Below are 22,611 nucleotides of genomic sequence, written 5' to 3'. Positions count from 1 at the left end.
ATCCGATAGCCTGCGGCAAGCCACTCCGGGTCTACGTTAAAAAAATTGATTTTGACAAAGAGTTAAGCCTTAACTAAACCGGATTGATTTTTCAGTTCTCAAAGTAACGAATTAGTTCTGATTTTTACGTAAAAAGCTTAAGTAAATTAACACTAAAATCACGCTCAACCATGAAGCAGTTGTTTCATCTTTCCCAAGTTAGTAAAAAAGCAATTATTGTTAGTTCTTGCTTTTTTTTGTTCCCTAGTTCATTATTGAGCGCTCAAGCTCAAACCAAAGTAACTTCATTAGCTCAAGCAACGACATCAGAAAGTAGTAGTAAAGCAGACTTAGAAACTGCTAACGCCAAAAAACTGGCAACTTACATCCTAGAATTTAATCGTAGTCCGATTGTGGGCAACCGGATGCGCTTGCGCGGGGTTTACTCAGAAGGTCGTCTTGCTTTTACCCGTCCCCGTGGGTGGAAATTAGATCGGGGTAAGGTGCAAGCTTTAATCCGCTTTCAACACTCACCATCACTGTATGCCAATCGCTCCAACCTGACCGTGTTAGTCAATGGCACCAGTGTTGGTAGCGTACCACTCAATCGCAAAGAGTCCCAAGTAGGTCAAGTACTATTCAATATCCCACCAAAGCTGCTTCAAGACTACAACGAACTCGTATTGGTGGCACAGCAGAATAACACTCTCGAATGTAGCGACCCCAGTAGTCCCGACTTGTGGACAGAGATTCTGCCAGATTCCAAATTAATTTTGAACTATGAACGGCAGTCAATTCCCCTGAATTTCAGCCGCTATCCTTATCCTTTCTTTGACGAACTCGGCTTAGAAACTAACCAAATTGCTTACTTGCAACCGAGTCAAATTGATCAATCCTGGCTGACAGCAGCAGCTCGCTTCCAAGCAGGATTGGGAAGAATCGCAGATTTTCGCCCGATTCAGACGAGCTTGGTGTCTGATGTCGCAAATGTGAAGGCAAGCGATCGCTTGGTGATCATTGGCACTCCCACCGAGCAACCAGCCCTAAATACTTGGAAGAATTTGCCCCTGAAAGTCCTCAGCAATCAAATTCTGGATCGTGATAACAACCCCGTACCCGATGAAACTGGGGTGTTGATGATCACAAAAACTGAAAAGACTGGGGTTCCAGTTTTAATTGCCACTGGCAACAGCACAAAAGCTGTGGAAAAGGCCACCGAATTTTTATCACAGCCAGACTTACGCAAAATGGGGACTGGTCAGGTAGTTTTTGTCAATACCCTCAAGGAAGGCTCGACACCAGGACTGCGCCAGTGGCCTCGTTATTTGCCAGAGCAAAATTCTTTTAAACTCAGCGACATCAAAACTCAGGTAAATGGTGAGCCGTTTAATGATGTAACTGTACGTGGGATGGGGGCACCACCAATTGAAGTTGATTTTCGCGCTTTACCGGATGATCGATTTCTCCGGGGTAGTTCGATGAATCTGATGTACAGCTATGGGCCACAACTTAATCCCCGAACTTCTGCGCTGGAAGTTTTACTGGATGGAGTTTTCATCGGTGGGGCACGTCTTGATTCTGAGTCGGGAGAAACTCACAAAAACCTGAAAGTCAATTTGCCGGAAAACTTGATTAAACCTAACTCGAAACTGCAAGTTTTCTTTCGGATGACTCCCAGAGAACCGTTTGATAAACAGAACTGTCTTCAGCCACCAGATCAACAACTGACAGGTACGGTGCATTCTGATACTAACTTCGATCTGAAGCGGGAGATATCTACACAACTACCAGATTTGAACCTGCTGAAATTCGGTTTTCCCTTTGCCGCACCACAGGATTTGTCTCAGACGGCGATTGTCTTGCCCCAAATACCCTCGAAGACAGATATTTTGACTTTGTTAGCTTTTAGCGAACGCTTAGGCAGGCTCAGTCAAGCAGATACCGTCAAACTAAATGTTTATACACCAGATGCTTTGCCAACAAAAGCCCGTAAAAATGACCATTTGGTAGGAATTGGAACGCGAGAAGAGTTTCCTTTCCCGGAAGTCTTTAATTCCAGTGGCTTTAACTTAAACCAAGCATTTTCTCGCTCCTCTGCCTATGCTGTGGTTCAGACTCCACAGGATACACAAGGGATGATTAAACAAATTATCTCTCCTTGGAATAGCGATCGCGTCCTTTTAGCTTTAACATCTCAAACCGAAACTGGTTTAGAGCGAGTGCGACAAGTTCTTAATCAAGACCCGTGGTTCTTCCAGCTTAAAAAGGATACGGTGCTAATTAGTAGTGATCAAAAAGACTCAGTTTCCTACGATGCTGATGCCTATCAACTACAGTTTTTTGAAAGTGCCCCGAACACTCGTCGCTGGGAAAATACTACTCTCCTCAGTAAAGCATCACGCTTTTTACAAGAAAATTGGCTATTGGTACCTGTAGGCATTTTGAGTGTTTCCCTAATTCTTTACGGGATTGTTCAGTTGTATCTCAAGCGCTTAACTGCTGACAAAAAGTAGATACTTTCGGTCAGGTATCGCCAATCTTAAATTTAAATTTCAAAATTGAGATCCAAAATGTCTTCTTCCCCCGACACATTGCCCCGGAAATCACGCGATCGCCAGCGCTTAAAATTGAGCAATTGGCTGATTGATATTACTCCCCGATTTTTTGACCGCACTCTCCAAAAGGTAGGTGTAAAACAGTTTAAGTGGTTAATCCTGCTCCTATTAGTGCTATCAGTGCCACTGATTGTTACTCCGATAGAAGTTTGGCAGCAAGGATTGGTCGCAGTATTTCTGGTGCTACTCGGTCAACTGGTGATCCACGCAGAGTTTCAAGAGGACTCTCCAGAAATCAGCCAGTATTACCACTTATTTTTGGTCTGGCTGAGTATGGTAACAACGCTGCGTTATTTATTCTACCGCACCAGTTATACCCTCAACTTTGATGGTTGGATCAACAGCATCGCTTGTACGTTGTTGTTCCTCGCCGAACTCTATGCCATCCTCACCTTAGTATTGGCATACTTTCAAACTCTGAAAATTCAAGAACGCCAACCAGTTAATCTCACAAACATTCCTGAACAAGAATGGTTCAAAGTCGATATCTACATCCCCACTTACAACGAAGACGTGGAGATTGTGCGTAAGACTACCGTCGCAGCCTTAGCTTGTGATTATGCTGCTGATAAAAAAACCGTTTATGTTCTTGATGATGGTCGTCCAGAAAAGTATAAAGAAAACGACCCCCGCCGAGAACAGTTTAGCGCCAGACGGGAAAAGCTACGGCAAATGTGCGAAGAACTCGGCTGTATACACATGACACGGGATAGTAATGATCACGCTAAAGCTGGTAATATCAATACCGCCTTTGAAAAAACCGACGGCGATTTAGTGTTGATTTTGGACTGTGACCACATCCCATCGCGGCAAATTCTCCTGCATACAATGGGTTTTTTCTTCGATCCCAAAGTATCCTTTGTCCAAACTCCCCACTGGTTCTATAACCCCGATCCCTTCGAGCGTAATTTACTCACAAAAGGTAGAATCCCCGCAGGCAATCAACTGTTTTACAAGGTACTGCAAAAAGGTAACGATTTTTGGAATGCCGCCTTTTTCTGCGGTTCGGCAGCATTAATCCGTAAATCCCACGCTTTAGAAGTTGGGGGAATTGCGGTGGAAACAGTGACAGAAGATTGTCATACTGCCTTGCGATTGCATTCGCTGGGTTACAAGTCTGTCTACTACGACAAAATTATGGTGGCTGGTTTAGCACCAGAAACGTTTTCTTCTTATGTGGGGCAACAAGTGCGCTGGGCAAGGGGGATGGCGCAAATTCTGCGATTGGAAAACCCCGTTTTTAATCGGAAGTTGAACCTGACATTTGCCCAAAGGATTTGTTATTTTAGCGCGACTTCGCACTTTTTGTATGGCTATCCTCGACTAATATATGCGATCGCACCGCCGCTATTTTTATTATTTGGCGTTAACTCTGTTCAAGGTTTGGGTTTAGAAACTCTAGCTTATGCCCTACCCCATATTCTCCTCTCGCTTTTTACTAACTACATCATTTACAAAAACGTCCGGTTCTCCTTCTGGAATGAAATTTTTGAATTTGCGATGGCTTTCCAGGCTGGGTGGGTAACGATGTTGGCGCTATTTAACCCCAAGCTGGGTTCATTTAACGTTACCGACAAGGGGACATCTATTAACAAACGCATCTTTGATTGGGAATCAATGCGTGGTCTTTTGGTGGTGACAGGATTTGTAGTCTCTTCCTTACTGGCTGTTCCCTATTGGCTGCTGCTACGTCCTGAAGATTGGCAGGCGGTCCTAGTTAACACCATCTGGTCTATTTTTAATCTGGTTTTGCTCTCAGCTGCTTTGCTGGTTGGCTTTGAACAACCGCAAATACGTACTGCCCACCGTTTACAGCGTCGTCTCCCCATTTTAATTACCAGTAACGGTCAAACAATCATGGGCAAAACGGTGAATATTTCCGAAACTGGTGCATTAATTTCTTTGGAAACCTGGCCCAATTTACTGGTGGATGAAGTAAAAGTTGAGGTGATGGGAGATTATACTGCTAGTGCCTCTTTAACGGGGCAGATTGTCCGAGTCTCCCCTATAAATGACACACAAACGCTTTTGGGTGTTGATTTTGTGAAGCTCAACAGTGCCCAAAGTGATGCTTTAACTCTAGTTTTATATTCTGATGTCCGGGAGTGGTATTCTCAGAAAGCCCAGTACGTAGATAAGCCCCTAGCTTCCCTGGGATTTCTAGCCACGAGTTTGACTCGGGCCTTGCGTGACCTCAACCAAACTAGTCGTAAAAAGGTACGCAAGCAGGTAAACACGAATAGTCAACTCTACTGGGATGGTAACTTCTTCTTTGGAGTAGCCACAGAACTAGGAACAACGGGTTTGCGCTTGGAAATAGAGGATAAAAAAGCCATGTCTTCTCACAAAATGATCGGACAACAGGATTTGCATACGATGCGAACTGTTAAACCACTGGTTGGTTTACTGTTAAATCAGGATGCCGAAAATCTCTCATCTAACCGATTTGTTGCCGAAATTTATGCAGTAGAAGAACAGGCAAATGGCAAGATTGCGATCGAGTTAATTTTTCCAGAAAAATTCAAGGAACGCCAAGACAGCAAAATTAAACAACTGTTGCAGGTTCTGTAACAACATTGGTGTTAATTTAAGCCAAAACACTTTGAAAATCTAGTTTCCAGATAGAACCTGGAAATGCTCAAATATAGTATCGACAACCCCGACTTCTTACCAGAAGTTGGGGTTCTATCTCCTAAGCGTTTATCGAAAATCCTGACACCTTCTGATTGAAAAGCATATTTAGACAACCTTATCCGTAAAAACTTCCAAATTAGATGTTTTTCAGCTTAAAATCCAAAATTGAAAATCCAAAATGGAATAAGGGAGTAGCAAATTGTGAAACTAATTTTAGCCGATCATCTGATTGCTGATATTGAGCCACACCTACTATCTGATATAGATGTTGTAAAGGTGGATAGTGAAGGTAATCTTGATGGTGATGCTAGTGATGCAGAAGTTTATCTCAACGGATTTTACCTGAAAACTTCTACCCTTGACAAAGTATTGACGGCAGCACCCGCGCTGCGTTGGCAACAGTCGCCGAGTGCTGGCGTGAATCACATCCTCACGCCAACTTTTTTGGAAAAGGACATTATCCTCACTAATGCCGCAGGAGTTCACGCAATTCCGATTTCAGAATTTGTACTGGCATTCATGCTCTATCACGCCAAGAATCTACGGAAATTGCAAACTTTGCAGGATGAACACACTTGGGTAAGAGGAGTGTTTCTCGAAGAGTTGGCAGACGCGACTTTATTAATTCTTGGTACAGGAAATATCGGTCAAGCGATCGCATCTCGTGCCAAAGCCTTTGGAGTTACAGTTTGGGGTAGTCGCCGCCATCCTGAACCCCTACCGAATTTTGACAAAGTTGTGGGTGCCGATGAGTGGCGATCGCTCCTCCCGACAGCTGACTATGTAGTTATTGCTACACCATTAACTCCAGAAACTAAAGGCTTGATCGATGAAGTTGCATTGCGCTCTATGCGTCAATCTGCTTACCTAATTAATATTGCTCGTGGTGCAATAGTAGATGAAGTTGCATTGCTCACCGCACTACGTGAGGGATGGATTGCGGGTGCTGGATTAGATACAGTGGCTACAGAACCTCTGCCAGAGGAAAGTCCCTTATGGTCGTTGCCAAACGCCTTTATCACACCCCATTGTTCAGCCCTTTCGCCACCACTGAAAGAGCGCATAGCACAACTATTTATCGACAATCTCAAACGTTACCAAACTGGTCAGCCCTTGCGGAATGTCGTAGACAAACAAGCTGGATACTGAAGAATTGAATAATATTGGGCATTGGCAAGAGACAAGGAAGAAACGTTATTCAATGATTCTCCCTTGTCGCCGACTGCTTCCCCTTGCCTTTGCTTTCCAAGTGTCCCAACTGTAAGGAATAAGAATTAAATAAGATACAATTTATGTCCCTGGATTACCTCACCCTCAATCCCTCTCCTTAGAATATATAATTTATTGTGACGAATCGATTGACAAAGGACGTTTCTTTTCTCACTTTTATGGTGGTGCGTTAGTACGTTCTCAGGACTTGCACGAAGTCCAGAAAGTTTTAATCGCGAAGAAAAATGATTTAAATTTGCACAACGAGGTTAAATGGTCAAAAGTAACATATCAATATTTAGATAAATATATTGATTTGATCGAAGTATTTTTTGACTTCATCGAAGCCGATATCGTCAAAATCAGAGTTATGTTTACTCAAAATTGTAATATTCCTAACAATTTCAGTACTGAGCAGGATCATAACGAGTATTTTTTACTTTATTAAACATGCTTTCGGATTGCAACACTCTAACTCAGAACAGGAAAGAATAAGAGTTAGGCTTTATCTAGATGACCTTCCCGATACACGAGAAAAAGCAGCCAGCTTTAAAAACTTTTTGCTCGGCTTAAATAAAAATCCCCAATTCCAAAATGCAGGTATTTTCCTTGATAAAAACCAGATGGCTGAGGTCAAATCACACGACCATCCAGTATTACAATGCCTAGACTGAATCTGTCCTGAGGAGAGTTAATTAGTCACTCTACATAAAATGGACGTAACTGGATTCGAACCAGTGACCTCTACGATGTCAACGTAGCGCTCTAACCAACTGAGCTATACGTCCTTAACCACACGATTATCAACTATAGCATATACTTCTGTGAACAGGCAAGATAAATACCCAAATCAGGCGAACTCGATAATTTGACATCTTGCACCTGTGGCAAAAACCGCGTTTCTAACATTGGTAATATCCTTTTCCTAGATGACCCTAGTGTATGATCTATAAGGTTATTCGGTTCTGGTGGGAGTCAGCTACCAGAGGTAACTCTTAAAGTTCGGTGCAAATCCGGCGCTTGGGAGCAACTGTGAACCAATTTGAGATGTAATCGAAAATTCTAAATTGAGTGAGTCAGGATGCCCGCCGAAATAGATTTATCAGTCCCACATATCTGCGAGGTACAGATGACTACTACTGTCAATATTTCCCCAACTAGTCCTTTGGGTATTGTTGAACATACTTTATTTGTTTGCAAAACTTGCGCTAGCGTTTGGCAAGATGGAAAACGCTTAGGTGAAAGTGGTGGTGAAAAACTTCTACATCAACTTCAGCAGCTTGCACAAGATTGGGACTTACGAGATGAATTCCCAATTCAGGAAGTTGAATGTATGAGTGCTTGCAATCGTTCTTGTGTAGTCGCCTTTGCTGCCAAAGGCAAATTAACATATTTATTTGGTGATTTAGCCGTTGATGGTAGTGCATCTGCGGTACTAGAATGTGCTAGTAAATACTATGTCAAAGCTGATGGTTTATTACCTTGGTCAGAGCGTCCAGAAGCACTGAAAAAGGGCATTTTGGCAAAGATTCCACCTTTATCTCAATGATCCGCGTTTTGATTCTGGGTGGGACGGGAGATGCCGCAGAACTAGCTGCCAGAGTGGCGAATATCCAAGGGTTAGAAGCAATCACGTCTCTAGCGGGTCGCACTCGGAAACCATCAGTTCCCTTGGGCGATTTCCGGGTTGGAGGCTTCGGTGGTGTGGCTGGATTGGCTAGCTATCTGCGAGGGGAGCAAATCGACTTATTAATTGATGCAACCCATCCTTTTGCTAGTCAGATTTCTTTTAATGCGGCAGATGCTGCAACTGAAGTCGGAGTACCCCGTCTGATGTTAATCCGTCCGCCTTGGGAAAAAGTAAGTGGCGATCGCTGGATTGAAGTTGACAGCGTTGAAGCCGCAGCAGCATCTGTAGCAAATCAGCCACAACGGGTATTTTTGACAGTTGGGAGGCAAGAACTCGCTGCTTTTGCTCATTTAGAGAAAATTTGGTTTCTGATGCGGATGATTGACCCTCCTAGCGATGATGCTTTAGTGCCACCGGGAATGATATTGTGCGATCGCGGTCCCTTTACCCTGAATAATGAAAGGCAAATCCTGATTCACAACAACATTGATACCATCGTTAGTAAAAATAGCGGTGGCGATGCCACAAAGCCCAAGATTATTGCAGCGCAAGAACTGGGACTGAAGGTTATTATGGTAAATCGTCCAGCCATACCGCCAGGGGAGCAGGTTACGAATGTTGATGGTGCTTTGGCATGGCTATTTGCTCGCTGCTAAGTAAGTAGGCAAGAATTAATCAAACTATATTACTCAATGTAAAATTAATTAAATTGGCTCGTAGCAAGGGCTTTAGCCCTATTATAAAGGCTGAAGCCCTGACTACAAACCTTTTATGCTTGTTAAATTATTATTGCCCAATTTCTATAATACACGGGAACCCTCGACAAGATCCGCGATCGCACTAAGGACTTTCATGAAAAATGTAGCTCTAGTATCTGCCATAATCCTCGCCACCACATCTGGATTAGTTTTCGGGACAATGGAAACCGCCTCTGCTTTAAGTTGGAACTGGAATTATTCTGGTACTGGCGTAGCGGCGAACGGTACTTTCACCACTAATGACACCCCTAACGATTTGGGTTTTTACCTGATTTCTGGAATTACTGGTACACGAAATGGCGAAACAATTACTGGTCTGCAAGCCGCCGGGACTCCAATACCAGGAAACGAACCTTTTGATGTTGATAATTTAATTAGTCTTAATACTCAGCAGTTAACAGGTGACGGTTTTGGGTATTCCACTTCGGGAGGAGGTTATTCTAGTACATTTTTCGCTAGTTTTTTGCCGACACCAGGTTATTTAGAGGTTTTTTCTGCGCCGCCAATCATACCAGGTTATGAAAATTTGGGATTGGAAGATAGTGAATTACCCATTAGTTTTTCTGCAACGATAATCACCGTCCCTGAACCCACTTCTATCCTTAGTTTACTCATCCTCGGCACCCTCGGCGCACCTTCAGCACTCAAACGTCACAAGCTATCCAAATTCACTCACAAGAAGGTCGAAAAAGGTTCCTAAAACCATCAATAAAAACTTACATTAACTCCTTCATTTTGTTTTGAGAAAATGAAAATCTGTATTGTTGGCGCAGGTGCGATTGGTGGATATTTAGGGGCAAAACTGGCACTGGCAGGTGAAGCAGTGACGGTGATTGCGCGTGGTTCTCATTTGGAAGCAATTCAAAGAAATGGGCTGAAGTTGCTTATGGCAGACGGTTCTAGCCAAATTGCTACTCCATCTTTAGCAACTAGCGAGATCCAGAAAGCGGGGCGACAAGATGTAGTAATTTTAACTGTTAAGGCTCACAGTGTCCCGGCGATCGCACCTTTTCTGCCTGCACTCTACGATGCTCAGACGATGGTAGTGACAGCCCAAAATGGTGTTCCTTGGTGGTACTTTCGTCAGCATGGCGGTGAGTATGAAGGTACACGCATTCAATCTGTTGACCCAGATGGGATTATTGAAGCTAATATTGGTGCTGAACGCGCCATCGGTTGTGTTGTTTACCCGGCAACTGAGATAATTGAACCAGGTGTAATCAAACATATTGAAGGCGATCGCTTTACTCTCGGTGAAATCGACGGCACTAAAACAGAACGCATCCAATTATTAGCACAGACTTTAAAACAGGCAGGATTCAAAGCACCAATCCGCAATCAAATTCGCACGGAAATTTGGATCAAGTTGTGGGGGAATGTGGCGTTTAATCCCATTAGTGCGCTGACTGGTGCTACTCTAGAAAGTATTTGTCGCTATCCCCTGACTCGTGAATTAGCGCGGCAAATGATGACTGAAACTCAAGCGATCGCGGAAAATTTGGGTATAAAGTTTGGCATCACTTTGGAACAGCGAATTAATGGGGCAGAAAATGTTGGTGCCCATAAAACTTCCATGCTACAAGATATTGAAGCTGGACGCCCCACGGAGATAGACGCGATTGTGGGTGCGGTGGCAGAATTGGGAAAACTTACTCAAATTCCCACACCTTATATTGATGCTATTTATGCCAGTGTTAAGTTGCTGGAAGCCACTAAAGTAAGAATTTGACAGTTCCTAAGTTTTTATGGGATTAGGCAGACATCTTACCTAACGCCATCTGTGACTTTCTCTGAAACCTAACCCCCAACCCCTTCCCTTGTAGGGAAGGGGAGCAAAAATAAAAGCCTCTCGACCCTTGCCTAACGGCAGGCTGACGCCAACGGGGAGAGGAATGGAAGCGGGGTTCCAAGAATAAGTCGCACATCGCGTTATACCCTTTCACTTTAATAATGATACAAATACGTTGGTAGGGGCACAGAAAAAGCTCATTGGTGTCAACTTCAGAAAAAATCTGCTTTGAGAAGACGTTTTGCCCTCATCCCCTAACCCCGAATCCCAAGTTGGGATTCGGGGAACTAGAGAATTTGCTCCCCTCTCCCAAAATTGAGAGAGGGGTTGGGGGTGAGGGTGAAACCTCGAAAGCATGCCTTGCCTAACTTCTACGTTAAGTTGACACCAATGAGCATTGCTGTGCTTCTACGAGAAATCTATATGTATCAGGGTTTGTGTGAAATGGTATTACCTAATAAAAATGGATATTAGAATTTTTCGCTGCTGCATTTCACAGGTATTATCTGCTCGATTGATGTGACAGTTTCAGGTGCGGAATGTAAATTATATAATTATCAAGTTGCAAAAAAATTGTAGGTTGGGTGGAGGCTTTGCGTAACCCAACATCCTGATAATCAGTTGGGTTGCGCTCCGCTCCACCCAACCTACGTCTAATCCACTATTTTAGCCTAGAGGGTCTACTACGTGCATTTCAAAAATCAAATCTGGGCAATTGATGCAGCAATTGTTGAGGATACTGTCTGCTAAGGGATTCGCCGAAGCTAACCCAGATTTAGAGTTTAATATTATTCCCTCAGAGGAGGTAAGTGGATCAGCGATCGCTTTTCCCAAAGGTTCTTCTTTAGCAGAACCGTTTAACAAAGTTCTTCAACAAATGAAGGAGAATGGCACATTAGCTAAACTTGTAGCGAAGTGGTTTTCACAGAACACTACCGCCAATCCTGCATCCTCAACTCCTACCAAAGGCGGATTGAATCTCGACTTTACCAGGATTATTCCAGACATTCCCTAATCCTAAGTGCGATCGCGCCAAGCAGTTCTTGAAAAAAATGCTTTAGAACATCAGAAATTCGCCGCTTCTCTTGTATTCCTGAAACTTTTCCAAAACAGGGCGCTCGTTTGGCATTAATGTAGGTAAGTTTGCCAAATCAAAAAATTCCAGCGCCAGGGATTCTCCATCTAAGCAAGCGAGACTGCCTGACCATTCAACAGCTCGCAAAATCAAAATGAAATTTTGCACGCGATCGCCATTAGGATAGGTTACAGTTTCAAAGGCTGGGTTGGAAGAAAACCCCACAGGTGCAAAACGCTTAACCGTTAAACCAGTTTCTTCAAAAACTTCTCGTGCTGAACATTCTTCGGCAGATTCACCTACCTCTGGACAGCCACCAGGTAGCCCCCAAACTTTGAAATCACTTCGCTTTTGCAACAAAACGCGCCCCAAGTTATCCTCGATAATTACGCGTGCGCCAAATAATAGAAGTAGGCGCTCACCTAAAACTTGTCGTAACTTGCCGAGATAAGAATCTGACCAATTCGCCATAATCTTTAGAGAAAGTTTGTAAAGAAAATCTAAAGGTAGCAAATAGCGATCGCCTGAAAACAGGATAATGCAGCTAGCTCAATAGGCGAATTCTTCCCATTCAACCTCTAACTATGGCATCTACACCAAAATCCTTGCTTTTACCACTAGCACCGGTATAGATTCTTATAGGCGCTAACGCAACTCTTATGAGCGTCACAGCCCGCCGCTATCCTCGCTTCCAGCCGAGATCATTGGAGAGCAAAAGCCAAGTCACTCTCAATTAACTTGGCACCTGTTAGGTTAGCCCCTCTCAAATTGCATTCGTGAAAATTTGCCCCTCTTAGGTCTGCTAGTGCTAAATTGGCTCCTGTTAAATCTGCATGAGTCAGGTTAACTTCACTTAAACATGCGCTACTTAGGTTAGCCCCCCTCAGTGAAACTTGTTGCAGGTCTGCCCCTTTTAGGTTTGTCCTCATTAGGTATGCCGAAATCAGGTCGGCTCCACTTAAATTAGCTTGGCTTAGGTCTGCTGCTATGAAATCAGCTTTACTGAGATTGGCTTGACTTAGGTCTGCCCAACTCAGCTTTGCATAACTTAGGTTAATTCCACTCAGATTCACTGATGCAAGTACTGCACACCTCAAATTAGCATTAACAAAATTTCTTTCTCCGATTGCATAACGGCGTAAAACTTCATCAGTTGTTACTCTGTCTAAAATAGCTTTTGAAGCGCCTTGATAACACCATGTAGCTTCCAATAGTAAGGACGCAGTGTTAACAGCTATCTCATCACATTTAGCGATGATCACACCATTGCAGCCATCCCACTGACCGTTAAGCATAAGGGCAATCTCACTAGCGGCAGCAATTGAGTCAAATAGTAAAATAGATTCTTTGTGGCCTTTTAACCAGCTATTCCAACCAATCGAGATAATATTTTTCATTTCTATAAGTTTTGGCGCTTTCAGACGATTAAGGCTCTAACTTCAAGGTATTAATCAACTCTGCTTACTTTCCCTCTGTCTGGAGTTAAATATTAAGGGTTAGTTCTACCAGTCCCCAGCACAAAAGGCTGGGCTTCGTTTTTCAAGACTGCCTCTTTTTTTTTATACGCCACTTGGTGACAGAGCGCTGCACACAGCCTACAACACTGATGCAGCCCATTTACAGCGCCCAGTCACAAAAGAGTTACAAATGTCTGCAAGAACTAAGTTCTAAACAGCTGAATCTGAGCGTTCTATCTGCTGCCGAATGGTATCAATAGAAGCATTAATACCAGCAAGTTTGGACTCTAAATCATCTCGCATCCAAATCAAGAATTTTAATTTCCGCTCTAAGCTAGCTTTGTGCGAAATGGGTTCGCTTCCATAACAGGTATTACCCCAAAAAGGAAACATAGTCTACCTCTGTATTTAGCTTTTGTAAGAGTGCAATATATTGCACCACTACATTCTGACTAATAACAATCAGACTGGTGTGGGTAACAACCGACCATTATTGTACGTGTTTAGCGAACACTTGCTAAAAGTTGGCTCAAGAAATGGTGGAGGTATTTGACCATACTGCCATCAACTTTTTCCACTCCTCCTTTAAGAAAAAGCTGAAGCTTAATTAAACTCTTCAATTTGACAGTAAATAACGAATACCGATCATTAACACAAAGATACCATACAGCTTTTTCATTAACTGACTGCTAATAAACGGCTGATTTGCAAACAATGCCCCGAAGAAGTTACCCACAATTAAACCAACTGCAATAATCAGGGCATATTTGATATTAAGATTACCGCTGCGCTGGTAAACTAAAGCTGCTAAAATGCCGATTGGCAAAATTTGAGCAGCCACAGAAGTTCCTGTAGCTAACTTCTAATTTAAATTAATTATTAACACCATTGCCGGAATCATAATTGCGCCACCACCGATACCAAACATTCCGCCAGCAATGCCAGGAAATAAACCGATTAACAACAGTTGGATAAAGACATTAGACATAAAAAATGGTTACTAGATTGGCAATTATAAATTAATTCTCTGGGAAAAGATGGATTTTGGGAGCATTCCATGCACACCTTTTTGGGGACTGTTCACAACTTGAGTAATGTGAAAATTCACAGCTAAACTACATAATACATAAGCATCTTCTGGCGACAAATTTATGAAGCGTTTCAGAAAAATAATCATGTTTTTTAAAGCCAGTTCCAATGCTTCATCTAAGGTTTGAGCAAAACCCATTGTGATGATATCAGTTGGAGTTTCAGCAATTGGTGTTGTCAGTTGTAAATCCTTGCGAAGTTTAAGAGTAATTCTACCATTCATGGAAGTTTCAATGGCGGTGACATTTACTTCACCATCTCCCTGTGCCGAATGTCCATCACCAATAGAAAATAATGCGCCTGGTACGAAAATCGGCAAAAATAAACGAGAACCAGCTTGTAATTCCCGATTGTCGATATTACCGCCGTAAGAACCTGGTGGGACAGAAGTTCGAGAGTTTTCTGGAGTAGCGACACCAAGAATCCCAAAAAAGGGTTTGAGAGGAATTTTTATACCAGCACCCGCCGGAAATTCCGCGATATTGTTTACTAAATCTAGCGGAATGAATCTCAAAGCAGGTTGAGTAAACTGATCTGGTAAAGCTCCCCAACCTGTACGAATGGCATTGAAGCCGACAGTTAAACGAGGTGCGATCGCATCCAATTGTACTTCTAAAACATCCCCTGGTTGGGCATCGCGCACATAAATCGGCCCTGTGAGTAAATGCGGCCCCCCAGCAATTTTGCGTTCTGGTAAAAGATTTTGGCAGATGTCGATAAATTCTGGTGTGAGAAACTCTGGTGGTGCTTTGTCATAAACGTAGTAACCAGTATAAGTTTCTACGTCAACGGTATCGCCAGAGTCGATAATGAGTGCTGGTTCTAGCAGATGAGAGAAACCGCCTAAATGCACGGTTTCTTTTGAGGCTTTTAAAATGTAGTGAGTCATCGCTGTTGTGTTTTTAGTTGGGTGTAATACAAGAGCAAATCGCATGGGTGGGTTAAGAGACTTGAGCAAACCAGCGTACCATTGGTAGGCGTACAGCAATATTCCCTAACGCGTGTTGCATCAAAGAGAGAACCGCTATGTTAATAACTTGCACAGCATTTTAGCAATCAAATCTTGCATATCCGATGATAATGTACCCAGTTCACGCTGAATCAGCGATTTCGGAACTGTGATCAAATGATCCAGCCTAATAGTCGATGGTTTATTTAACCCACTGGCAGCAAAATCTGGATGACTGGTATCCAATACAATTAGGACTTACGCAAAATATCTCTCCAACAGTTAAAATGCCATCAACATTAAATTTGTGATCTGTATTCACGATAATTGGCAGAGAAAATGGAGACTGGTGCTAAAGGAGATATCTCACATCAGCATCCTCACAGTCCATCTGTACCACACAATTTCTTCCTTGTGCTTTTGCCTGGTAGAGTCCCTGGTCAGCAGCAGCAATTAAGGTTGCAGGAGATAATTGGCTATGAGGAGTGATAGTTGACACACCAAAACTTAAGGTGATGAATTCATTGACATCAGAATGCGGATGAGGCATTTGTAATGCACTAACATTGGTCTGAATATCTCTTGCAACTGCAATCGCCCCTTGAATATGAGTATTCGGCAAAATGACTGCAAACTCTTCTCCACCATAACGAGCAACTAAATCAACGGGGTGTTTAACTGTCTGAGAGATTGCCTTGGCAACCTGTCTGAGTGCATCATCTCCTGCCAAATGTCCATGCGTATCGTTGTAAAGCTTAAAGTAATCGACATCACACAAAATCAAAGATAGTGAGCCTTGCTCTTGTGCCAACCGTTGCCACTCTGCGTTGAACGTGTCATCAAAGCAGCGTCGATTTGCCACTTGGGTTAGACCATCCGAAGAGGCAAGGCGCTGTAATTCCTGGTTTGCTTGTTGTAATTGCTGGTAAAGTTCTGATTGCTGAATAGCGATCGCAGCTTGACCTGCTAACTGCTTAAACAAATTAACCTCAGATTGCTGCCATTGTCTGGGGTGACGGCATTGGTGAGCGATCAATAGTCCCCACAAACGCTCTTGGTGCAAAATGGGCACGATCAGGTTTGACCGGATTTGCAAACTTTGAAGCAGGTCAAAATGACACGGCGATAGTCCCGCAGTTTGAATGTCTTCAATCGCTTTAGTATTGCCTTGTTGGTAGTAAGTTGCACAGGTTGATTTAAAGCACGTATCCATGACGTGAAATCCCAGAATGGACATGCAGCCTTCTGCTAAGGATTCTACAGCAACTAAACCACTCCAGTCTGGCTTAAACTGATAAATCAGTACTCGGTCTATCTCAAACAGTTGTCGTACTTCGGCTGCTGTGGTTTGCAAAATCTCGTCTAACTCTAACGATTCTCGAATGCGCTGTGTCACAGCCGCGACAATTCGCTCAGACTCGCTTTGGTGTTGAACCTGCTGCTTAACTACCTGAGAATTTGCTGATGCTACAGTTAATGCGATCGGATCAAACTGAGGGGTTATAGTCACAGGCACTGCACTGGGTTTAGCAATCAAATAGCCTTGAGCAAGATTTGCACCTCGTTCTCGCAGCCAGTTCAGTTCCTCAATGCACTCAATTCCTTCAGCAACAGTCTGGATATTTAACTTTTGAGTAATCTCAAGAAGTTTCTCGGTAATCGAAGCTTTGTAAAGGTCTTGATGCACATCTCGAATTAACTCCATGTCCAGCTTGATAAAGTCTGGACGTAACTGATGTAGCAAGTTTAGGCTGGAATAGCCAGAACCCAGATCATCAAGGGCAACTAAAAACCCAGCATCCCGGTAGTATTGCAGCACCGTCTTGAGATGGTCTAAATCTTGAGGATTGTCTGACTCCACGACTTCAAAAACAACCCGATCATGGGAAATGCCGGCAGCATCGATTGCCTCTACCGTACTACGTAGGCAAAAAGCTGGGTCATAAAGTGACGTTAGTGCAAAATTGATGAAGATGTGCCCACTTACTTGATAGCGACTGACTTGAGTAATTGCGCTGAAGCGAGCAACTTGGTCGAGTTGTGGTAGGAGTCCGGCTTCCGTTGCTAACTCCAGAATTGGTTTCGGTAGCAATATATTGCCTTGTTCATCCAGTCCCCGCAAGAGCGATTCATATCCAAAAATCTGCGATGTATCCTTAATTGAGACAATTGGTTGTAAGTAAGTGGTGAATCGCTCCATTGCTAGCATTCCAATCAGCCAGTCAGATTGGTTCAACTTAATGAAGCGTTGTAATGAAGCTATGTCACTAAAATCCTGAATTTGAGGTTGCATAGCGCCTCGAATGAAAAGGACTTGCGTCTCTTTTAATTCTCTCGGTGCAAGTAGTTCGGCTAGGTTACGCGCAATTTTTAGCGACTGTCCGGGTTTACAGTCCAAACTTAAACCTGGTCGCTCGTGCATCAGTTCATACTTAAGGGCAAACTGCTGTAGGTAGGAGGTAACTTTTTGCAGAGTATGTGGAACGGGGAACCAGAGAAAGAGCTTACCTGGCTCCTCAGTCCGGCAGCGTGCAACATTGCGACAAGCACAGGTTTTGGAGATGCGACATGTTTGACTCATAGCTAACTAATTTGCTTAATGCGATTTAGTTTATTATTCCCACTGTTTATCCGATAAAAGATAAACTATACTTCAAATAGATGAAGATTTGATGAGTTCGGCAAACTGAATATTTTAGCTGATCAGGTGATTTCCCAACATATCCTAAGCTTGATATTAACTGGTCAAATAATTGCCGATAGCTTTTCTACAATAAGGCAAATTAACGAGTAGTTATATTAACAATTGAAAATCATAAAATAAAAGCAAAAATTAGTCAGTGCAGCAAGAACTTTCAGATGGATTAATTAAGATTAAATATATATTACTTAAGAATGAATCTAGCCTAAATCAAGAACAAAAGCTTTCCACAAATTCAATAAATAATCTTCTGTTTTAGAGGATATTTTAAAAGTGTTCTTTATTCTCCAAAACTCTTAGAAACATCAAGCACTATATATTATCAATTTTGACAACAGAGTGTTCTTTTGCGCCTAGTATTCCTGAGATAGAGATTGTGATCTTAAGTCAGAGCATCACAACTTTCGTCATAATTTTAATTTATCGTTTTAACAAACAAGACTATTTGATTTTATTCTCAAAGTCGCTTTATCCTGAAATTCAGTAGAGGACTTACGCAAAACTATACGCCCTCCGGGGCAATTCATGTAGCTTTAGCTGACCGCAAGGTATTGCCCCTACCTAAAAATCATTCTTTTGGGCTATTGTTTGCGTCAGTCTTGCAGTAGAGATTTGAACTTTGAACAAATACAGACTTGGCTTGCGATACAGCTAAAGGCTAAGTAATTAACTATCCAAATCTCTATAGCTATCAAACTTAGGTGAAAAAGAGGTGCTACATCAATCCGGCAAAATCATTAGCCAGCAACATCAACTTTCAAAAAGCAAAGAAGGACAATAGCTAAATGCTAGAGCAGCAGATTGATTACCCCACCAGACCCAAGACAAGTGCAATGATTATGAAACTTTTCCAAATAACTCTAGTGGTCTTAGTACTTTTGATCAACTTAGCAATTGTATTCCCCTCTTGGGCAGAAAGTGCGCCTTCTTTAACTAGCAATCCTAACTACTTTCAAGTAGGACAAAAAGTCATTTGGCTTTACAAGCCCCGTGCGGATTCTAACGATGTCCAAAGAATCACTGCCGAAGTAGTCAAGTTAAGTTCCAAGCAAGTGCAAATCAAGGTATACAAACATAACAAGGAATTTGTCAATCGTTGGGTGAATCCAAACAAGCTTGAGAATTCACCAAAAGTTAAAGAGTCAGTACTCTAAAATTTAGCCAGATGGAAGTAAATCTAGTCTTAGCTAGCTACAAAGCTGTTTAGTGGATAAAGTAGTTGGATTTAGGGTGAGATCAGCTATTTCACATCTAAATATGCATATAATCGTAACCGTAGAAAGAGTGTATCTACGATTATGCCAGCTAAAGGACATCTGAGGCGATGCGGAAGCCGCCAATTCGTGAACGCAACCAGAGATTTTACTGTCTGAGTTAAAAGATAGCAATTCTCCACAGTTAACACAAAGGATATTAATCTGATTTCTAATGGATGATAAAAAATAATATATGGATAGTAAAGAATTAGCGCAATACATCGAAGCAACGAATAGCATTACCAAACCTTGGCTATTGGTACAACTGCGCCTCAAGAAATTGCAAGAGCGTCGAGCCACCCTTACAAACGATGTCTATACCAAAGAATTAGAAGATATTTACCAAGACTTGATGAATTTGGGGGAATGGTGGCATGGTATTGAAGATGAGGTATTTTAAAGTGATGAGTTATCAGCTATGAGTTTTCCTAACTCTTAACTCCTAACTCCTCACTTTTAACTTAAAACGCAACCTGATGCCTCAAGCTCTCGATCAAGTCGATTACGATACTCTCGATGCTGCAAAACGACGCTTCATTGATGCCGCCAAACGCACACTTGGCTTTGCAAGCGCTTATGGCACCGTGCCTGCATCCGGTCTCGGAGCTAGCGCTAACGCTTTTAGTTTTAACCTGGCTCCGTTTCTAGAGGCGGGGGCTAGGGAACTTTCGATGACACTTGTACCCGAAGGACTGGGCACCGCAGACGATACCCGGCCTGACGATCTCTGTGAAGAGGAGCTTCGACGATTCTGGTGGAATATCGGTATCAAGATCATCTCATGTCTGACGAACGACGCGGCAACCTCAGGTATGCAGACTATACTTCTCGGTCTTTATCTGCCGTCGAGTACTCCTGAAACGATCTTTACTCCCGCTTTCCTTGATGGGTTTCTAGATGGAGTAGTTGAGGGATGCAAACGAGTGGGCTGCGTATATCTCTCAGGGGAAACTCCTCAATTAAAAACTAAGATGATTCCAGGCCGGCTCGACATCGCAGGCTCGGTTTTTGGGGTCATGCCGGCTGGTGTCGCTCCCATTGATAGCTCGCGTCTGGATGCCGGAAATACCATTGTTCTGGTCGAAAGTTCGGGACCCCATGAGAACGGCTTTACCCCACTGCGAAAGCTCGCCCAGTCGCTCCCTGATGGCTACAGAACAAAACTTCCGAGTGGGCAGGAGTTCTGGTCAGCGATGAATGCTGCGTCGCATCTCTATACGCCGCTTGTCCAGGCGGTGCTTGGCGAGGGAATTCGTCCCACGGCAATGGAAAATATCACTGGCCATGGCTGGCAAAAGCTGATGCGGTCGGTGAAGCCACTCCGGTATGTCATCGAAACAATGCTGCCAGTGCCGGAGATATTTACGTTTGTCGAGGGTCATCTTGAGGGCGGGGTTCAGACGATGCTTTCCGTGTTCAACTACGGTGCAGGATTTGCATTTTATACAGACTCGCAGCAGGATGCAGAGAGAATCGTGATGCTCGCAAGAGAACATCAGCTTTCGGCTGTGATTGCAGGAAGGGTTGAAGCGTCCCTTAGCCGCGAGGTGGTGGTAGAACCGCTTGGAGTCACCTTGAAGGGGGATTCTTTTGGAATTGCGCGAGGGGTATAGTGATTTAGGAGCGATCGCCAGTTTTCTGGAAGCTATTCTAGACAATTATCCATTTAAAATTACAGGATACTCTTAGTTTTGCGATGCCCTTCTCTACCAGACGCTGCGCGAACGGCGCAGGCTCAGGGTAAGACCTGCGGTAGGCTACGCCTACGCACAAGTCATTACTGTTAGATAAAATCAGTGTAAATATTGAGATAAATAATATTTTTTACACACCATATAAAGTTTCATTTCCGGCTGATTAGAGATAATTACTCTACTAAAGCTTTACTCTCTAAGTAATTTAGCACAGATACTAGAGGCGCATTGATGAAATTTTGGATGCAATATTTGTTACTACCGAAAACAAAAGTAGTCTAAAACACCCATGACTACTGAGATTAAGATTTGCTAACGTAGTCTTAACATATTGAAAAATTTGCTGATCAAGCTGAGAAAGTAGCAGCCAACACTAATTTTTAGTGCTAGGTCTTTCTCATCTGTAGATGTGGCGTTTTAGTGTGTTGAGAATATATATTTTTATTCAGAGGGGGTTATGGCTGTAAATTTGGCTCAGACTACTGCTTCGGCAGAACTTTTGAAGCAAGTATTCCATAACATTGATGCACATAGTTGTCCAAGGTTATTCAACTTTCACATGCACACTGTCTACTCTGATGGAAGGTTGCAGCCGAGTGGATTGATGGAGCAGGCGATCGCTATTGGGTTAAAAGGGTTAGCGATCACCGATCATCATGGTATTATCGGCTATCAAGCATCACTTGCTTGGTTAGAAGACTGGAAGTGGAGTAATCCTAGTGCAATCATTCCTCACCTGTGGAGTGGGGTGGAAATCAATGCCAACCTTTTGGATATAGAAGTTCACATTTTGGCTTACGCTTTTGGAACAGAACACCCTAGTATGAAACCCTATCTGCAAAGAAGGCCGACTATAGGCCAACAATATCAGGCAAGTAACGTGATTGCCGCTATTCATGAAGCTGGGGGATTGGCAGTTTTGGCTCATCCAGCTCGTTACAAGCGATCGCATTTTGACTTAATTCCAGCTGCGTCCCAAAAGGGTATCGATGGTGTGGAAACTTTCTACGCCTACAATAACCCTACCCCTTGGAAACCCAGCATCTTGGAATCAGAACAAGTGCAAAAGTTAGCTGATGAATACTTTCTTCTCAATACCTGTGGTACTGATACTCACGGCTTGAGTCTGCTACAACGCTTGTAAAGATGAATCCATTTGTTTTTATACCCCTGGTTCAAGCAGCCAGGAGGTTATTTTTTGATCATGATTGTCTCTTTAGCAGCTTTTTCCTTACGTTCACTGTAGCGGTCTGTGAGATAATCAACTTTGTCACGCAGTAGCAAGGTAAACTTGTAAAGTTCTTCCATAACATCGATGACGCGATCGCGGTAGGGCGAATCCTTCATAGTGCCGTCTTCGTTAAACTCCTGATATGCTTTAGCCACTGAGGATTGGTTGGGGATAGCGAACATTCGCATCCAGCGCCCAAGAATTCTTAATGTGTTGAGGGCGTTGAAAGACTGCGATCCACCGCTCACTTGCATGATAGCCAAAGTTCTGCCTTGAGTCGGTCGCATCGCTCCCATAGTGAGGGGAATCCAATCGATCTGATTTTTCATTATACCAGAAATCTGACCGTGCAACTCTGGGCTAGACCAGACTTGCCCTTCTGACCACAGGCTTAATTCGCGCAACTCCTGCACCTTTGGGTGGGTGTCAGGTACGCTGCCGTAGATTGGGAGTTCACGCGAGTCGAAAAACTTCACCTCTGCCCCAAATTCTTCAATGATGCGTGCGGCTTCCTCTGCTAAGAGGCGGCTATAGGAACGCTCACG

The 22,611-nt window shown here is 43.2% G+C and carries 21 protein-coding genes, 1 tRNA gene and 1 pseudogene; 14 read left to right on the top strand and 9 right to left on the bottom strand.

Annotation, left to right across the window (positions count from 1 at the left end; genetic code table 11):
• The first annotated feature begins 170 nt into the window (after positions 1–170).
• The 5 genes from ACYTXL_RS20395 to ACYTXL_RS20375 all read left to right on the top strand — a co-directional run bounded on the left by ACYTXL_RS20395 (position 171) and on the right by ACYTXL_RS20375 (position 7,111).
• Positions 171–2,492, top strand: a complete 2,322-nt coding sequence (locus tag ACYTXL_RS20395) for a cellulose biosynthesis cyclic di-GMP-binding regulatory protein BcsB (protein WP_461926309.1) — start codon at positions 171–173, stop codon at positions 2,490–2,492.
• A gap of 57 nt (positions 2,493–2,549) precedes the next feature.
• Positions 2,550–5,165 (top strand): UDP-forming cellulose synthase catalytic subunit, encoded by a 2,616-nt coding sequence (bcsA, locus tag ACYTXL_RS20390; RefSeq protein WP_461926308.1) that lies wholly within the window; start codon positions 2,550–2,552, stop codon positions 5,163–5,165.
• A gap of 264 nt (positions 5,166–5,429) precedes the next feature.
• Positions 5,430–6,377: a D-2-hydroxyacid dehydrogenase gene (locus tag ACYTXL_RS20385; protein WP_461926307.1), complete on the top strand. Its 948-nt coding sequence runs from the start codon at positions 5,430–5,432 to the stop codon at positions 6,375–6,377.
• Positions 6,378–6,516: 139 nt separating this feature from the next.
• Complete coding sequence (locus tag ACYTXL_RS20380) at positions 6,517–6,885, top strand: DUF3800 domain-containing protein (protein WP_461926378.1); 369 nt, start codon at positions 6,517–6,519, stop codon at positions 6,883–6,885.
• A 13-nt stretch (positions 6,886–6,898) separates the two neighbouring features.
• Positions 6,899–7,111: a hypothetical protein gene (locus tag ACYTXL_RS20375; protein WP_461926306.1), complete on the top strand. Its 213-nt coding sequence runs from the start codon at positions 6,899–6,901 to the stop codon at positions 7,109–7,111.
• Positions 7,112–7,151: 40 nt separating this feature from the next.
• Here the strand turns inward: ACYTXL_RS20375 and ACYTXL_RS20370 are convergent.
• Positions 7,152–7,225 (bottom strand) — tRNA-Val (locus tag ACYTXL_RS20370).
• A gap of 341 nt (positions 7,226–7,566) precedes the next feature.
• On the opposite strand from ACYTXL_RS20370, the gene ACYTXL_RS20365 reads away from it, so the two are divergent.
• The 5 genes from ACYTXL_RS20365 to ACYTXL_RS20345 all read left to right on the top strand — a co-directional run bounded on the left by ACYTXL_RS20365 (position 7,567) and on the right by ACYTXL_RS20345 (position 11,629).
• On the top strand, positions 7,567–7,986 hold the full coding sequence (locus ACYTXL_RS20365) for a DUF1636 domain-containing protein (protein WP_461926305.1): 420 nt from the start codon (positions 7,567–7,569) through the stop codon (positions 7,984–7,986).
• Positions 7,983–8,723, top strand: coding sequence for a cobalt-precorrin-6A reductase (locus tag ACYTXL_RS20360; protein ID WP_461926304.1), 741 nt, complete (start codon positions 7,983–7,985; stop codon positions 8,721–8,723). Before ACYTXL_RS20365 ends, ACYTXL_RS20360 begins: the two co-directional genes overlap by 4 nt.
• 196 nt (positions 8,724–8,919) lie before the next feature.
• Positions 8,920–9,525 carry a PEP-CTERM sorting domain-containing protein gene (locus ACYTXL_RS20355; protein WP_461926303.1) on the top strand — a complete coding sequence of 202 codons (606 nt, stop codon included), beginning with the start codon at positions 8,920–8,922 and terminating at the stop codon, positions 9,523–9,525.
• 48 nt (positions 9,526–9,573) lie between these two features.
• Positions 9,574–10,554 carry a 2-dehydropantoate 2-reductase gene (locus ACYTXL_RS20350; RefSeq protein WP_461926302.1) on the top strand — a complete coding sequence of 327 codons (981 nt, stop codon included), beginning with the start codon at positions 9,574–9,576 and terminating at the stop codon, positions 10,552–10,554.
• Between the two features lie 778 nt (positions 10,555–11,332).
• The gene (locus ACYTXL_RS20345) at positions 11,333–11,629 is read left to right on the top strand and encodes a transporter substrate-binding domain-containing protein (protein ID WP_461926301.1); all 297 of its coding nucleotides are present in this window, start codon (positions 11,333–11,335) and stop codon (positions 11,627–11,629) included.
• A gap of 42 nt (positions 11,630–11,671) precedes the next feature.
• Here the strand turns inward: ACYTXL_RS20345 and ACYTXL_RS20340 are convergent, their stop codons facing one another.
• From ACYTXL_RS20340 to ACYTXL_RS20310, 7 genes and pseudogenes are all read right to left on the bottom strand, one after another.
• The gene (locus tag ACYTXL_RS20340) at positions 11,672–12,160 is read right to left on the bottom strand and encodes an NUDIX hydrolase (protein WP_461926300.1); all 489 of its coding nucleotides are present in this window, start codon (positions 12,158–12,160) and stop codon (positions 11,672–11,674) included.
• Between the two features lie 230 nt (positions 12,161–12,390).
• Complete coding sequence (locus ACYTXL_RS20335) at positions 12,391–13,086, bottom strand: pentapeptide repeat-containing protein (protein ID WP_461926299.1); 696 nt, start codon at positions 13,084–13,086, stop codon at positions 12,391–12,393.
• 270 nt (positions 13,087–13,356) lie between these two features.
• Complete coding sequence (locus ACYTXL_RS20330) at positions 13,357–13,539, bottom strand: hypothetical protein (RefSeq protein ID WP_461926298.1); 183 nt, start codon at positions 13,537–13,539, stop codon at positions 13,357–13,359.
• 223 nt (positions 13,540–13,762) lie between these two features.
• Positions 13,763–14,134 (bottom strand): annotated as a pseudogene (locus ACYTXL_RS20325) (TSUP family transporter).
• A 24-nt stretch (positions 14,135–14,158) separates the two neighbouring features.
• Positions 14,159–15,124: an acetamidase/formamidase family protein gene (locus ACYTXL_RS20320; protein ID WP_461926297.1), complete on the bottom strand. Its 966-nt coding sequence runs from the start codon at positions 15,122–15,124 to the stop codon at positions 14,159–14,161.
• A 135-nt stretch (positions 15,125–15,259) separates the two neighbouring features.
• Positions 15,260–15,430, bottom strand: coding sequence for a type II toxin-antitoxin system PemK/MazF family toxin (locus tag ACYTXL_RS20315; protein WP_461926296.1), 171 nt, complete (start codon positions 15,428–15,430; stop codon positions 15,260–15,262).
• A 106-nt stretch (positions 15,431–15,536) separates the two neighbouring features.
• Positions 15,537–17,765 (bottom strand): EAL domain-containing protein, encoded by a 2,229-nt coding sequence (locus ACYTXL_RS20310; protein ID WP_461926295.1) that lies wholly within the window; start codon positions 17,763–17,765, stop codon positions 15,537–15,539.
• Positions 17,766–18,670: 905 nt separating this feature from the next.
• On the opposite strand from ACYTXL_RS20310, the gene ACYTXL_RS20305 reads away from it, so the two are divergent.
• The 4 genes from ACYTXL_RS20305 (at position 18,671) to ACYTXL_RS20290 (ending at position 21,979) form a co-directional block, all read left to right on the top strand.
• Entirely contained in the window at positions 18,671–19,039 is a 369-nt protein-coding gene (locus tag ACYTXL_RS20305; RefSeq protein WP_461926294.1) for a hypothetical protein, read from the top strand.
• Between the two features lie 295 nt (positions 19,040–19,334).
• Positions 19,335–19,541, top strand: coding sequence for a hypothetical protein (locus ACYTXL_RS20300; protein WP_292793795.1), 207 nt, complete (start codon positions 19,335–19,337; stop codon positions 19,539–19,541).
• 76 nt (positions 19,542–19,617) lie between these two features.
• A complete protein-coding gene (locus ACYTXL_RS20295) occupies positions 19,618–20,754 on the top strand; it encodes an AIR synthase related protein (protein WP_461926293.1) in 1,137 nt (378 codons plus the stop codon).
• A 538-nt stretch (positions 20,755–21,292) separates the two neighbouring features.
• Entirely contained in the window at positions 21,293–21,979 is a 687-nt protein-coding gene (locus tag ACYTXL_RS20290; protein ID WP_461926292.1) for a PHP domain-containing protein, read from the top strand.
• A 47-nt stretch (positions 21,980–22,026) separates the two neighbouring features.
• On the opposite strand, the gene arsH is transcribed toward ACYTXL_RS20290, so the two are convergent.
• A partial coding sequence (arsH, locus tag ACYTXL_RS20285; protein ID WP_461926291.1) for an arsenical resistance protein ArsH occupies positions 22,027–22,611 on the bottom strand: 585 nt, incomplete at its 5' end.

Source organism: Nostoc sp. (assembly GCF_054880495.1).
This window is presented reverse-complemented; position numbering and strand designations above follow the sequence as displayed.